A 14,005-nucleotide genomic window follows, 5' to 3' on the forward strand; every position below is an offset into this window, starting at 1 on the left:
CCCGGCTGGCGCTGATATGATGAGGCCGCCCCGGCCTGCGTCGCTGCGCACGCCCTGTTTGTTCCCTGTCGCCCCGTTTCAGGATCCTGCTTATGTCACACACCCGCGTCTTCATCGTGCACGGCTATACCGCCTCCCCCCACTCCCACTGGTTCCCCTGGCTCAAGGCGCAGCTCGAAGCCCGCGATATCCGGGTCGAGGTGCTGGCCATGCCTGATCCCCACCATCCGCAACCCGCCGCCTGGGACGCCGCCATGAACAGCCTGGTGCGGGATCACGATGAACGGACCTTTTTGCTGGGCCACAGCCTCGGCTGCATCACCATCTTGCGCCAGCTGAGCCGCCTGCCCGCCTCCCGCCGGGTGGGCGGGATCCTGCTGGTATCCGGCTTCGATCAGCCGCTGCACACCCTGCCTGAGCTGGATCCCTTCATGACCCAGGGTTACGAGCCGGCCCACATCATGGCGCTGGCGCCCCGACGGGTCGTGGTTGCCTCCCGCGACGATGCCATCGTGCCCTATCGCTACTGCCAGCATCTGAGCGAACAGCTGGCCGCGCCGCTCTACAGCCTGGAGCATGGTGGTCATTTCCTCGATCGGGACGGTTTTCTGGAGCTGCCGCTGGTACACGACCGACTGCTGGGGATGATCGAGGACCAATAGATGGCAAAACGGCCACTTGCGTGGCCGTTGCAACACTCAGCCGGCTAGAGCGAGATGCCGGAAAAAGACATGAAGCCCAGCGACATCAGCCCGGCCACGATGAAGGTGATGCCGATGCCGCGCAGCCCCTCTGGCACATCCGAATACTTCATCTTCTGGCGCAGACCGGCGATGGCGACGATGGCCAGCAGCCAGCCCAACCCTGAGCCCGCCCCGTACACCACGGATTCGATGAAGTCGTAATCCCGCTGGGCCATGAACATCACCCCGCCGAAGATGGCGCAATGCACCGTCAGCAGCGGCAAATAGATGCCGAGCGCGTGATAGAGCGCCGGGAAATGTTTGTCGAGCACCATCTCCATCACCTGCACCAGCGCCGCCAGCACCCCGATATAGACGATGAAATCGAGAAAGCTCAGATCAAACTCGCCGAGGAAGGTACTCTCGGGACGCAGGATATGGCGGTAGATCAGGTTGTTGAGGGGGATGGCGATCACCATGACCACCAGCACCGTCATGCCAAGGCCGAAGGCGGTGTTGATGTTCTTGGAAACAGCCAGGAAGGTGCACATGCCAAGGAAGAAGGCCAGCGCCAGGTTTTCGACAAAAATCGAGTGAATAAACAGGTTTACATAATAATCCATCGGGTCGGCTCACAACGTGTACGGGGCGGGAGCCGCCTTCGCGCCCGCCGGCGGGCAGGCATGAAGACGGTACAAGGAGGGCACCGGACCGCACGGGCATGCCTTCGCGGCTGACATCAATCAGCGAGGGAGCAAGCCTTGGGCGGACGGGCGCTCAGCAAGCAGCCGGGTACGAGTCGCTGTGGCAGAAACGAAATTGCAGGTGATGGCAGCTCAAGCGCCACCGGTGCAGATAACCGAAGTAGTCGCTCAGTTGTCTGAGGTAGATGAGGGGCAGGAAGAACAGCAGGCCGCAGAGCAGGCCGAGGATATCGTGCTGGAACCAGGCCAGCAGCACCTGATAGAGCTCGGTTTGAGCGGCCCCTTCCAGCCGTCGACCCTGCTCGAAGCTGAGCCGCCACTGGCCGCCCGGCGGCAGGCTGACGCTGTTGACAAGCCCAGGATCGGCCGGCTCATGCAACTGCATCGAGGCGCCCTGGCCGACCGCGGCCTGACGTACGGCTGCACCGACCTCTACCGCGGCGAAGGCGGCAAGCCACAGAAGGCAGGCGATGGCGAGGGCCATCGGCCAGGTCGAGCGTCGGCCAGCGGGTGACAAGCGGGGAGTCCCTTCTTGAAAAGAGGATTCAGCGAGGCCGAATATATCACAATTCATCTTTTTATTGAATTTGAAACCCTGCAAACACCCACGAATTGATACTAAAAACCCTCGTTATCAATAAAGCCGGCAATTAAAAACCACAATGAGCGCAAGGAACACCATCTTTACCCTCACGGAGCCCCTCACGCCTGCACAAAGGCCGGGTGGTAGCACACTTCGCCACGGGGCATGGCGGCGCCGAACGAGCGAGCCATGAAGTACTCCGCCGGCACGCCGGGCAGCGCCAACCCCGGCTCGGACACGAAGCCGAAACGGCCGTAGAAGCCGGGCTCCCCCAGCACCACGCAGCCGGCCGCTCCCATCCCCTTGAGCTCGGCCAGACCCGCGTCCATCAGCCGTGACCCCAGCCCCTTGCCGTGCAGCGCAGGGGAGACCGAAATGGGGCCAAGGCCATACCAGTGAGGGCTGCCATCACTGATGGTCACCGGCGAGAAGCAGAGGTGGCCGACCACCCGCCCCTCCAGCTCCGCCACCAGCGACAGGCTGAGTGCTCCGGCCTGGCGCAGGTCGCGCACGATCCGCTGTTCGTTATGATCGGTATGGGGCGCATTGAGGAATGCGGCCACGGTCAGCGCCTCAATGGCGTCGTGATCGGCGCCCGTTTCGGGCCGAATGAGGATGTTCATAGGGATTCTCCGTTTGTTCTCTTGCAATGGATAACCTGATCAGGCTGCCTGCAGGCAGCAGATCACATAGCCGTAGCTGCCCAGGTATTGACGGTGGATGGCCACTTCCCGGCTCAAATCCTGCCAGGCGGGGCTATCCCCCAGCTCGGCGCGATGGCGCGCTAGATTGCGCTCGATGGGGTCCAGATAGTTGTGCCAGGCCCTTTGCGGCAACGGGGTGTGCGACAGACAGCGATAACCCGCCTCTTGCACCGTCTTCAGCAGGCCCGCCAGGGTCTGCATGGCGGGATAATCCCGTTGCCAGAACGCCAGTGCCTCCTCTGGCGGCGTGTCCGTCAGCCACACCAGGTCGCTCAGCACCAGGCAGGCAGCGGGGCCGGCAAGGTACGGCCGCCATGCTTGCAAGGCGTTGGCCACCCCGATGGTGTAGGCGCTCCCCTCGGCCCAGATGAGATCGGCGGGGGCCAGGTCCGCCGGCAGCGCCGCCATGTTGGCGCACAGGGTGGTGACCTGACCCAGCCCAACCGCACTGGCGCTGCGGGCCACGGCGGCCAGCGCCTCCTCGTCCAGATCGATGGCCACTATGGTGGCGTCCGTCACCTGTGCCAGCGCCAGGGTGGCGGCGCCGCGCCCGCAGCCCATGTCGAAGATCCGGCGAGGCTGGCTGGACAGCGCGGCAAACTGCTGCTGGGTGAAGAGGCTATCGCCCGGCCCCCAATAGCTCATGCCATCCAGCAGCAGCTTGAAATCCCGGATGTAACGCTCATGTTCGTTCATGTCTTTGCTCAGCCATTGCAGGTGGTAACGCTCTTTTTCACTGAATCCCTGCTTCATCACCCAGGCAAAGTAGGCCTGCGGGGCTTGATGCTGCAGTTGCCGCTGCCAGGCCTTGAACTCGTCGCCGGAGTGCGCACGCAAACCGGCGAGATCCGCCAGCAGATCCCGGGCGCGCTGCATCTGTGCCAGCTTTTCATCCAGCTCCCTGACCCGGGCCAGCAGTGTTGCCTGTTCCAGCTCTCCCGCCAGACAGGCGAGGCACTGCTTGAGGCTGAGGCCGCCGGCCTGCAGGGCCTGTACCATCAGCAGCCGCTGCAGATCTTCATCGTCGTAGTGGCGATAGCCATTGGCGGCCCTCGTTCCCGCAATTACCCCCAGCTTTTCGTAATAGAGCAGGGTGGAGCGGGCCAGGCCGCAGCGCCGGGCCAGTTCGGATATTTTCATGACAACCACTCGCTGAAGGGTCTGTGACCCGATGAAGGGAAGCTTAAACTGTGAAGCAATAGACGGGTCAACGGCAACATCCGGGTTCTCTCCATAAAAAACGGCCACCCTGAGGTGGCCGTCATCGGCAGCAAGAGAAACTCGCGGGATCAGAGACCGGCGGCTTCCAGATGCTCCACCAGCAGCTGCACGTTGCGGTTGCCGCGCCACTCGTTGACGTCGAGCCGGTAGACCAGCCGCACCCGCTTCACCGAGGCATCGGGCCAGCGCTGCAAGTCGACGCCAAAGGCGATGGCATCCACCGCGTGGCCGGAATCCGTGGTCAGCATCATCTTGAGGTGCTTCTCCCCCACCAGCCGCTGCTGCACCAGCACGAATTCGCCGTCAAACAGCGGCTCGGGGAAGGCCTGGCCCCAGGGGCCGGAGGCGCGGATCAGCTCCGCCAGCTCCAGACTCAGCTCATCGGGCAACAGCTCGCCATCGGTGAGCAGCACCCCGGTCAAGAGCTCAGGCGTCACCAGCTCGCCGATGACCGCCTCGAAGGCCCGGCCGAAGGCCTCGATATTGGCCTTGGGCAGGGTCAGTCCAGCCGCCATGGCGTGGCCGCCAAACTTGCCCATCAAGCCGGGGTGGCGGGTATCGAGCAGTTCCAGCGCATCGCGCAGGTGCACCCCCGGGATGGAGCGCCCGGAGCCCTTGAGCTCGGTCTCGCTGCTCTCGGCAAACGCGATGACCGGGCGGTAGTACTTCTCTTTCACCTTGGAGGCCACCAGCCCCACCACCCCCTGATGCCACTCGTTCCGGTGCAGCACAATACCCGACGGCACCTCGCCGTCACGAAACCGGATCTGCTCCAGGGTGGCGAGCGCCTCCTGCTGCATCCCCTGCTCTATCTCCTTGCGCTCCTGGTTCAGGCTGTCCATCTCGGAGGCGAGCTGGCGCGCCAGATTGAGGTCATCGCTGAGCAGACAGGCGACCCCGAGCGACATGTCGTCGAGCCGGCCCACCGCGTTGAGGCGCGGCCCCAACGCAAAGCCGAGATCGGCGGCGCACAGGCGACGACCGTCGCGGCCCGACACGTCCACCAGCGCCTGGATGCCGGGGCGGCAACGGCCGGCCCGGATCCGCTGCAAGCCCTGATGGACCAGGATGCGGTTGTTGCCATCCAGCGCCACCACGTCGGCCACGGTGCCGAGCGCCACCAGATCCAGGTAATCCGCCACGTTGGGCGCGCGCAGCCCCTGGCGCTCATACCAGCCGCTCTGGCGCAGCTGGGTGTTGAGGGCCGCCATCAGATAGAAGGCGACCCCGACCCCGGCCAGCGACTTGGAAGGGAAGTCGCAGCCATGCTGGTTGGGGTTCACTATCGCGTCGGCGTCAGGCAGCTCCTGGCCTGGCAAATGGTGATCGGTAACCAGTACCTGCATACCGGCCGCCTTGGCCGCCGCCACCCCGGCGATGCTGGAGATGCCGTTGTCCACCGTGATCAGGAACTCGGCGCCGCGGGCCACCGCCAGCTCGACGATCTCGGGGGTGAGGCCATAACCGAACTCGAAGCGGTTGGGCACCAGAAAATCGATGTGACGACCGCCCATGGCGCGCAGGGCCAGCACGCACAGCGCCGAGCTGGTGGCGCCGTCGCAGTCAAAGTCACCGACAATGAGAATGCGTTTTTGCGCCGTCAACGCCTCGGCCAACAGCGGCACCGCCTGCGCCATGCCGAACAGACGCTGGGGCGGCAGCAGCTGGCTGGCGCTGCGCTCCAGCAGAGCGGGATCTTCGACCCCGCGGCTGGCGAAGATTTGACGAAGCAGCGGGTGCAGGGTGGCGGGCAGATGGGAATCATCAACTCGCGGACGACGACGGATTAGCAGGGGCATTGATGTGATCCAGTATCTTGAGCAGTTGTTCAGGGCTCTGATAACCGCGTACCAGGTCGCCATTTGGCAGGACCCAGCTCGGCAGCGCCTTGATCCCGAGCCACTGGCTCAGGCCGATATGATGGGCAAGGATCTCATTACAGCCGGTCTCAGGCAAACGATCACTGAGATCCAGTGCGTCGAACTGCCGGGGATCGCACCAGCGCGCCTGCGCCTCGGCCAGATCGGCAAAGGTGCCGAGCACTGGCAGCAGCTGCACGCTGACCCCCCTCGCCTGCAGGACCGGCAGCTCTGCCAGGGTGGTGCGACAGCTGCTGCAGGCGAGATCGGTAAACAGGGTGACGCGATGGCGCTCCTGCTCGGCCCGCAGCTGTACCCGCCGCTCGCCGATCTGCGCCAGGGCCAGTTGCCGCTGCTGACGCAGCCCCAGCATGGTGAGGTTTTTCATGTCGTGGGCCAGATCCAGCATGGTGCCCTGCAGCACATAGTCGCCCCTGGCATCGGTATAGAGCAGCCCCTGGGCGGTACCCAGCATGTAGAGACCGGGCATGGGGGTCTCGTCCACCAGATAGACCTGTACCCCGAGCCGTTGCTCTATGGTCTGCTTCAACTGTTGGGGATCCATCCCCGCGCTGGCGGCAAAAGAGCCCAGCAGCATCATTCCCAACAGTAAATACTTCACTCTTTTACTCACTTGGCATGAACGAATGGACTCACAAGGTAACTCAGTGAATATTCTCTCCTCAACCGCTTAATTACCGATTGATTAATAGCGAGGGCCGCAAAAAAATCCCGTTCTGACAGGTTGCCAATCGGGCAAAGGCCCAGCAAGCTAACCGGGACGACAGGAAACACGACGGTCATCCTCTGTTTTCCTGAAGCTTTAATTATTCAAATACCGGTGCGGCGCTGGCCGTACCCTGCCCATTTTTGGAGGGGAAAATGAGTCTGATTCAAGAGTTCAAGGCCTTTGCGTCCAGAGGCAACGTCATCGACATGGCGGTCGGTATCATCATTGGTGCCGCCTTCGGCAAGATAGTCTCCTCCTTCGTCGGAGACGTGATCATGCCGCCCATCGGCCTGATCCTGGGGGGAGTGGACTTCAGCGACCTCGCCGTGACCCTGAAGGCCGCCGAGGGGAGCACCCCGGCCGTGGTCATCGCCTACGGCAAGTTCATCCAGACCATCATCGACTTCCTGATCATCTCCTTCGCCATCTTCATGGGGCTGAAGGCCATCAACACCCTCAAGCGCAAGCAGGAAGAGGAAGCGACCCCGGCCGGCCCGACCAAGGATCAGGAGCTGCTGACCGAGATCCGCGATCTGCTCAAATCCCAGCAGGGAAAATAAGCGCCAGCTCCTGTCGTGTATTCGAAAAAAACCGCCTTCTGGCGGTTTTTTTGATACCAGAAGTTAGACTGAGGGCAACCAGCAAGACGCATGAAGGCCCCTGCCATCACGAAATGGGCCACCCACCCTCCCCGCCCGACAGAACGGGCGTAATATCGAGCCTAACCGAACCGCATTCGCTACCGGAGTCGCCATCATGCCCCCCCTCACAGTGACAGCCAGGCCCCATCACAGCTTCATCCTGCGATATCTGCTGCTGCTCGCCCTGCCCCTGCTGCTGCTGACTGCCGGCAGCGGCTATCTGTTCGTCACCAAGCAACAGGAGACGATGCGCAACCGGTTCGAGTTTTTCAGCAACAGCTCAGCCCAGCAGTGGGATGGCGCACTGGCCTCCGTCGATGCACAGATCAACATTCTGGCGGCGGATCTCGAGCTCAATGACGGCATCCTGCCCCCCGTGCTCAGCCAGCGCCATCACCAGGTGTGGCAGCAACTGAGCCGCACCGGCAGCATGCTCAAGGGGCTTTACTATGTGCAGCGGGACAACAAGCTGGTCAACTTCGCCCATCTGCCCATTCCCGGTTCGTTCGATGCCAGCCGGCGCAACTGGTATCAGGTGGCGATCAAGACCCCCGGTATCAACGTCTGGAGTGCCCCCTACCTCGACGCCATTCAGCACGTCCCCGTCATCACCCTGTCACGGGCGGTACTGAACCGGCAGGGGGAGCTGCTGGCGGTGATCGGCATCGATATCGACCTGTCGGAGATATCGCAACGGATTGGCCGGCTGCTGCAGGGAGGGCGCCAGATAAGCTATCTGCTGTACGACATGAAAAACCACAGCGTGGTAGCCCACAGCGATCCCCTCAAGAATGGCGCCCCGCTTGATGACGAGCGGCTGGCCGAACTCAAGGGACGCAGTGGCTCCCTGCTGAGCGACAATGACGAGCTGATCGCCTACTACACCCTGACCAACAACCCCAACTGGCGGGTCATCATCATCTACCCGTTCAGCAACTCCTTCGTCATCAAGGAGCTGCTGCCCACCATGATGGTCGGGCTGCTCCTCTCGCTCACCATGTACATACTGGTGGCCGTCATCTTCCATCAGCGCCTGGAAAACACCATCGGCATGCTGGTGCAGGTGGTACGCCAGCTGCGGATCACCCCGCCGGGCCAGCCCCTCATCATTCCTCGCATTCCGGGTATCGAAGAGCTGGAAGAGGAGATCACCATGATTTCCGACCAGATGCAGGCCGAGAGCGAAAAAGCCCAGCGCGATGCCCTGACCGGGCTCTACAACCGCCGCTACATGGACACCCTGCTGGTCGAGCTGCACCAGCAGCATACCCCCTATGTGCTGGCCATCATCGACATCGACAACTTCAAGCAGATCAACGACAAATATGGCCACCCCGTCGGCGACAGCGTGCTCAGGCGTACCGCCTCCCTCGGCAGCAAGCTGCTGGAGGGCAAGGCTACCCTCTGCCGCTTTGGCGGCGAGGAGCTGGTCGCCATCTTCGAACAGGGTCGGCTGAAGGAGGCCCATCAGCAGATGGAGCAGTGGCGCCGCGCCATGGGCAAGCAGAACTGGCGCGAGCCCGGCCTGACCGTCACCTTCAGCGGCGGGCTGGCCGAGGCGCTGGACGCGCCCCCCGCCCAGGTGCTTGCCCAGGCGGACGCCGCCCTCTATCGCGCCAAGCAGGAAGGGAAGGACCGTCTCTCTCTGGCCTAGGCGCGCGGATGGTGCTGGCCGTGCAGCGCCTTGAGCCGCTCGTTGGCCACGTGGGTATAGATCTGGGTGGTGGAGAGATCCGCGTGACCCAGCAGCATCTGCACCACCCGCAGATCGGCGCCATGGTTGAGCAGATGGGTGGCGAAGGCGTGGCGCAGGGTATGGGGCGAGAGCTCGCCCTGGATGCCGGCGCGTTGGGCATAGAGCTTGATGCGGTGCCAGAAGGTCTGACGGGTCATCATGCGCGCCTGCTTAGAGGGGAACACCACGTCCGAGCTGGTGCCGCCGAGCAGCAGGGTACGCGCCTCCCGGTAGTAGCGCTCCAGCCAGTGCACCGCCTCCTCCCCCATGGGCACCAGCCGCTCCTTATTGCCCTTGCCGACCACCCGCACCAGCCCCTGGCGCAGGCTGACATGCTCGGCAGTCAGCCCCACCAGCTCGGAGACCCGCAGCCCGGTGGCGTAGAGCAGCTCGAGCATCGCCTTGTCCCGCAGCTCCAGCGGCTCGTCCACCAGTGGCGCTTGCAGCAGCGCCTCCACCTCGGCTTCGCTGAGATCCGATGGCAACTTTTTGGGCAGCTTGGGCCCCTCCAGCAGCACGGTGGGGTCGTCGCTGCGCAGCTTCTCCCGGTTGAGATACTGATAGAAACGGCGCAGGGCCGACAGGAAGCGGGCCGTACTGCTGGCCGCGAACTGCTGGTCCACCCGCCAGGCGAGATAGTGCTGGATGTCGTCCAGCCCCGCCAGCAGCAGGGAGCCACCCTGCTCGTCGAGCCAGAGGGCAAATTTTTCCAGATCGGTGCGATAGGAGCTGACCGTGTTGTCGGAGAGGCCCCGCTCCAGCCAGAGGGCGTCAAGAAACGGCTCGATCAGGGGATGGGATTCAGACTTGCTCATGGTGCGCCGCGCTCAGGGGAAACATGGCCCATTGTAACGTGCCGACCCACCGCGGCCGCAAGTTGCCGTTGTCCATCGCCCGCCAGGCGGTGAAGCGCGCCGGGCAATCTGCTAGACTGACGCCCTCCCCCGGGCGCCACCCTGCGGTTGCCCGCTCCCATTGCCGACTGCGATCAAGAGAAGAGCGATGAAGATAGGTTTGTTTTACGGCTCTACCACCTGCTACACCGAGATGGCCGCCGAGAAGATCCGCGCCCTCATTGGCCCCGAGCTGGTCGATCTCCACAACATCAAGGATGTGCCCCTCACCCTCATGCAGGAGTACGACATCCTGATCCTGGGCATCTCCACCTGGGACTTCGGCGAGCTGCAGGAAGACTGGGAATCCCGCTGGGAAGACATTCAGGACGTCGAACTGGAAGGTCGCATCATCGCCCTGTTCGGCATGGGCGATCAGCTGGGTTACGGCGAATGGTATCAGGATGCCCTCGGCCTGCTGCACGATCAGCTGGTCCCCAAGGGGGTCAAGCTGGTGGGCTACTGGCCCAACGAGGGGTACGAGTTCGATGCCTCCAAGGCGCTGATCGACGATGGCCGTCACTTCGTCGGCCTGGCGCTCGACGACGCCAACCAGTACGACCAGACCGAATCCCGCATCGAGCAGTGGGTCGACCAGATCCTGAGCGAAATCCACGAGCTGTTGTGAGCCTGCTGGCCACCTAGGGTGGCCTGATACTAGTGGCGATGGCCACAAGCCATCGCCCTCTCCCCGCACGGCATGACGAAGAAGGCCTGGTGAAAGGCCCCCTTGAACAAACCTCAGCTGCGACGCTTCACTGACAGCCGGCCCAGGTTTCGGACCGCCGGGCGCATAAATCGCACCGATTTTCTCAATCGGTATCATCGCATGACGCTATAGCGACTTTTTTGTGCTGGTCTGCAACAATGGAAACGGTACCCCATAACAATCACAGCCGGGTATCGGAAGCAAACGGACAGACCAGAATAAGGAAATTCTATGACCCCATTCTCCCTGTTGGCCCCCGCCATCGCCCGCGACGTGCTCGATCACGCGCTGGCGCTGGGTGCCGACTTCGCCGAGCTGTTTGTGGAGCGCAAGCGCCGCAGCCAGCTCAGCCTGCTCTCCAGCCAGATAGAAAACATCAGCGGCGGCCTCGATTTCGGCATCGGTGTGCGCCTGTGCTACGGCCACAAGGTGCTCTATGGCTACACCAACCTGGCCAGCCGCGATGAACTGTTGCGCATCGTCAGCCTGCTGGCAGCCAAGGACCGGCGTGACCCCGTGGTGACCGCCACCGCCTTCGATTTCAGCCGCCTGAGCGATCGCAACCCGGTGGCCCTGCCGCTGTCGGCCGACAAGCTGCTGGAACAGAAGATCGCCTACCTGCACGCCATGGATGCCGCGGCCCGCGCCGAGAGCACCAAGGTGAGCCAGTTTGCCGGCAACGTGCTGGGCTGGGAGCAGGAGGTGGAGATCTTCAACAGCGAAGGGGTGCAGGTGAGCGATCGCCGCCACTACAACCGCATCATGGCCCAGACCATCGCCGCCCTTGGCAGCGAACAGAGCGTGGGTTACGAAGCCCCCGGCGCCATGATGGGTTGGGAGCACGCCGCCGGCGTGGATCCCCGCGAGCTGGCCCTCACCGCCACCCGCCAGGCGCTGGTGAAACTGGGTGCCGCCCCCTGCCCAAGCGGCAAGCTGCCGGTCATCATGGAGAGCGGCTTTGGCGGCGTCATCTTCCACGAGGCGTGCGGCCACCTGCTGGAGACCACCTCGGTGGCCAAGAAGGCTTCGGTGTTCCACGACAAGATGGGCCAGCTCATCGCCAATCCGGCGGTCAGCGCGGTGGACGAGGGGCTGCAGGGCAACGCCTGGGGCTCCATCAACGTCGATGACGAGGGGATGGCGACCCAGCACACCCAGCTCATCAAGGATGGCGTGCTGACCGGCTTCCTGGTGGACCGGATGGGAGCCCTGCGCACCGGCTACGCCCGTACCGGTTCCGGGCGCCGCGAATCCTACAAGTTCGCGCCGGCCTCGCGCATGCGCAACACCTACATAGAGCCGGGCAATCACAGCCTGGACGAGATGCTGGCGACCGTGGAACACGGCATCTATGCCAAACGGATGGGGGGCGGCTCGGTGCAGCCCGGCACCGGCGAGTTCAACTTCAACGTGCAGGAGGCCTACCTCATCGAGGGGGGCAAGATCACCCGGCCGCTCAAGTCGGCCACCCTGATCGGCACCGGCCCGCAAGTATTGAAGGAGATCTCCATGGTGGGGCGCGATCTGGCCCTCTCCGCCGGCATGTGCGGCTCGGTCTCAGGCTCCATTCCGGCATCCGTCGGCCAGCCGCCGCTCAAGGTTGACAACATTCTGGTGGGGGGGAACGCCTGATGAGCCAACTCGACATGAACCAACTGCTTGTCCGTCTGCTGGACCAGGTCGCCGATCTCGGTGCCGAGGCGGACATCATCGCCAACCAGGACAAGGCCTTCTCCCTCAAGGCCGACAAGGGCGAGCTCAGCGAATACAAGGTCACCAGCAGCCAGCAGATCGGCATTCGGCTGATAAAAGAGGGCCGGGTCGGCATCGCCTATTCGGAGTCCCTCGACCAGTCGGCACTGGCCGCCATGCTGCAGGATGCGCTGGATGCCAGCCGCTTCGCCAAGGTGGACCCGGATCAGACCATCGCTGTGCAGCAGAGCCGGCTCACCACCGACTGCGCCGAGATCAATCAGCCCGACACCACCCCCGTGGAGGAGAAGATTGCCCTGGCCCTGCGCCTCGAGTCGGACATGCTGGCGTTGCCGGACGTGACCGGCGCCCCCTACAACAGCTTCTTCGAGGGAGAGGGTCGGCTGTGGCTCGCCAACAGCCAGGGCAGCCTCTGCCAGCATCAGGCGTTCAGCGTCGGCTGCTACAGCTCCGCCCTCATCGAGCGCGACGGCCGTCAGTCCATGTTCTCCCAGGGGCAGTATGAACGCCGCTTCGATGCACTGGACAGCCAGACCCTCATCCGCCAGATCCACGCCGTGGCCGACGGCCTGCTGGCGGGAGAAGCGGTGCCGAGCGGCCACTACAGCGCCATCTTCGACACCAATGCCCTGGCCAGCCTGTTCGGCTGCTTCCAGGCCGCGCTGTCGGGCAAGTGGGCCCAGCAGGGGATCAACCCCTGGCGCGACAAGCTGGGCCAGTCGGTGGCATCCCGCTGGCTCACCCTGGAGAGCCGGGCCTATATGCCGGGCGGCATGCACATCAAGGCCTTCGATGGCGAGGGTGCCCCCACCCAGGATCTGCTGCTGATCGGCGAAGGGGAGCTCAAAACCCTGCTGCACAACAGCGCCACCGCCCACCACTTCGGCCTGGCCAGCAACGGCTCGGCGGCGCGCAGCGCCCGCAGTGCGCTGGACGTCAGCCCGCGCCACCTGGTGTTCGGGCTCGGCCCCCACAGCGAGACCGAGGCGCAAGGCGGCGAGTACCTGGAGCTGGTCAAGCTGGACGGCCTGCACTCCGGCGCCGATGCGGTGAGCGGCGACTTCTCGTTCGGCGCCTCCGGCTTCCTGTGCCGGGACGGCGTGCGGGTGGCGCCGGTGCGCGGCATCACGGTGGCGGGCAACTTCTATCGCCTGCTGGGTGAGCTGGAAGCGGTCGCCAACGTGCTGCACCACGACGATGGCAAGAGCTTCTATGCGCCTCTTATCCGTTTCGGCGGGCTGAGTATCGCTGGCAAGTAACTGTATATCGAGGGAAAAAACCCCCAGCTCCCCACCCAAAAGCGGCGCCATCAGGCGCCGCTTTTTTAGCTCTGGCGCCCCTCATGGGCCGCTCCTAACCTCTAGGAAGCTGTCTGCGAGCTGCCGCGAGAGGCCGTCAGCAAGGAACAGCGCCGCCGGCCGCATCGGCCGGAACATGCTGGAGATCACCAAGATGAACAATACCCTGGTCTGGGCCGACATTCCGACACGGGATCTGGATCGCGCCATGGCCTTCTACTCGGCCCTGCTCGACGTGCCGGTCACGCCGATACAGGAGGAGATCCGCTTCGCCATGCTGCGCCACGATGGCAACAACGCGGCGGCCTGTCTCGGCCCTATGGACAAGTACCACCAGCCGGGGCACACGGGCCCCCTAATCTACCTCTCCCTTGGCCAGCGCCTGCAGGAGGCTGAACAGCTGGTGCCCAAGATCGGCGGACGGGTGCTCGAGCCCCTGCACAGCATCGGCAGCGGCCATGGCTGCCGGGTCATCATCGAAGATACCGAGGGCAACTGGCTGGCCCTCTATGCGCCTCCCGCCAGCTGATGA

At 63.8% G+C, this 14,005-nt stretch carries 14 protein-coding genes; 7 read left to right on the top strand and 7 right to left on the bottom strand.

Annotated elements, in window-relative coordinates; all coding sequences use genetic code 11:
* The first annotated feature begins 92 nt into the window (after window positions 1-92).
* A complete protein-coding gene (locus AHA_RS16515) occupies window positions 93-662 on the top strand; it encodes an RBBP9/YdeN family alpha/beta hydrolase (protein ID WP_011707037.1) in 570 nt (189 codons plus the stop codon).
* A gap of 44 nt (window positions 663-706) precedes the next feature.
* On the opposite strand, the gene nqrE is transcribed toward AHA_RS16515, so the two are convergent.
* From nqrE to AHA_RS16545, 6 genes are all read right to left on the bottom strand, one after another.
* Window positions 707-1,306 (bottom strand): NADH:ubiquinone reductase (Na(+)-transporting) subunit E, encoded by a 600-nt coding sequence (nqrE, locus tag AHA_RS16520; RefSeq protein WP_011707038.1) that lies wholly within the window; start codon window positions 1,304-1,306, stop codon window positions 707-709.
* A 154-nt stretch (window positions 1,307-1,460) separates the two neighbouring features.
* Entirely contained in the window at window positions 1,461-1,871 is a 411-nt protein-coding gene (locus AHA_RS16525) for a hypothetical protein (protein ID WP_164927721.1), read from the bottom strand.
* A gap of 218 nt (window positions 1,872-2,089) precedes the next feature.
* Complete coding sequence (locus AHA_RS16530; RefSeq protein WP_011707040.1) at window positions 2,090-2,593, bottom strand: GNAT family N-acetyltransferase; 504 nt, start codon at window positions 2,591-2,593, stop codon at window positions 2,090-2,092.
* Window positions 2,594-2,632: 39 nt separating this feature from the next.
* Window positions 2,633-3,814: a MerR family transcriptional regulator gene (locus AHA_RS16535; RefSeq protein ID WP_164927722.1), complete on the bottom strand. Its 1,182-nt coding sequence runs from the start codon at window positions 3,812-3,814 to the stop codon at window positions 2,633-2,635.
* A gap of 149 nt (window positions 3,815-3,963) precedes the next feature.
* The gene (recJ, locus tag AHA_RS16540; protein WP_011707042.1) at window positions 3,964-5,694 is read right to left on the bottom strand and encodes a single-stranded-DNA-specific exonuclease RecJ; all 1,731 of its coding nucleotides are present in this window, start codon (window positions 5,692-5,694) and stop codon (window positions 3,964-3,966) included.
* Window positions 5,660-6,376, bottom strand: coding sequence for a disulfide isomerase DsbC N-terminal domain-containing protein (locus tag AHA_RS16545; protein ID WP_011707043.1), 717 nt, complete (start codon window positions 6,374-6,376; stop codon window positions 5,660-5,662). The genes recJ and AHA_RS16545 overlap by 35 nt, the downstream gene beginning before the upstream one ends.
* A gap of 260 nt (window positions 6,377-6,636) precedes the next feature.
* Here AHA_RS16545 and mscL point away from each other — a divergent pair, with 260 nt between their 5' ends.
* Complete coding sequence (mscL, locus tag AHA_RS16550; RefSeq protein ID WP_011707044.1) at window positions 6,637-7,044, top strand: large-conductance mechanosensitive channel protein MscL; 408 nt, start codon at window positions 6,637-6,639, stop codon at window positions 7,042-7,044.
* A gap of 196 nt (window positions 7,045-7,240) precedes the next feature.
* The gene (locus AHA_RS16555; protein WP_164927723.1) at window positions 7,241-8,779 is read left to right on the top strand and encodes a sensor domain-containing diguanylate cyclase; all 1,539 of its coding nucleotides are present in this window, start codon (window positions 7,241-7,243) and stop codon (window positions 8,777-8,779) included.
* Here AHA_RS16555 and xerD read toward each other — a convergent pair.
* The gene (xerD, locus tag AHA_RS16560; RefSeq protein ID WP_011707046.1) at window positions 8,776-9,675 is read right to left on the bottom strand and encodes a site-specific tyrosine recombinase XerD; all 900 of its coding nucleotides are present in this window, start codon (window positions 9,673-9,675) and stop codon (window positions 8,776-8,778) included. The two genes, AHA_RS16555 and xerD, sit on opposite strands and share 4 nt — an antisense overlap.
* Before the next feature lie 187 nt (window positions 9,676-9,862).
* Here xerD and fldB point away from each other — a divergent pair, with 187 nt between their 5' ends.
* From fldB to AHA_RS16580, 4 genes are all read left to right on the top strand, one after another.
* Window positions 9,863-10,381, top strand: a complete 519-nt coding sequence (fldB, locus tag AHA_RS16565; protein WP_011707047.1) for a flavodoxin FldB — start codon at window positions 9,863-9,865, stop codon at window positions 10,379-10,381.
* A 312-nt stretch (window positions 10,382-10,693) separates the two neighbouring features.
* Window positions 10,694-12,094: a TldD/PmbA family protein gene (locus AHA_RS16570; protein ID WP_011707048.1), complete on the top strand. Its 1,401-nt coding sequence runs from the start codon at window positions 10,694-10,696 to the stop codon at window positions 12,092-12,094.
* Window positions 12,094-13,434: a TldD/PmbA family protein gene (locus AHA_RS16575; RefSeq protein WP_011707049.1), complete on the top strand. Its 1,341-nt coding sequence runs from the start codon at window positions 12,094-12,096 to the stop codon at window positions 13,432-13,434. Before AHA_RS16570 ends, AHA_RS16575 begins: the two co-directional genes overlap by 1 nt.
* Window positions 13,435-13,609: 175 nt before the next feature.
* Entirely contained in the window at window positions 13,610-14,002 is a 393-nt protein-coding gene (locus tag AHA_RS16580) for a VOC family protein (RefSeq protein ID WP_164927724.1), read from the top strand.
* Window positions 14,003-14,005: the final 3 nt, after the last annotated feature.

The sequence above is a fragment of the Aeromonas hydrophila subsp. hydrophila ATCC 7966 genome, from assembly GCF_000014805.1.
GTDB lineage: Bacteria > Pseudomonadota > Gammaproteobacteria > Enterobacterales > Aeromonadaceae > Aeromonas > Aeromonas hydrophila.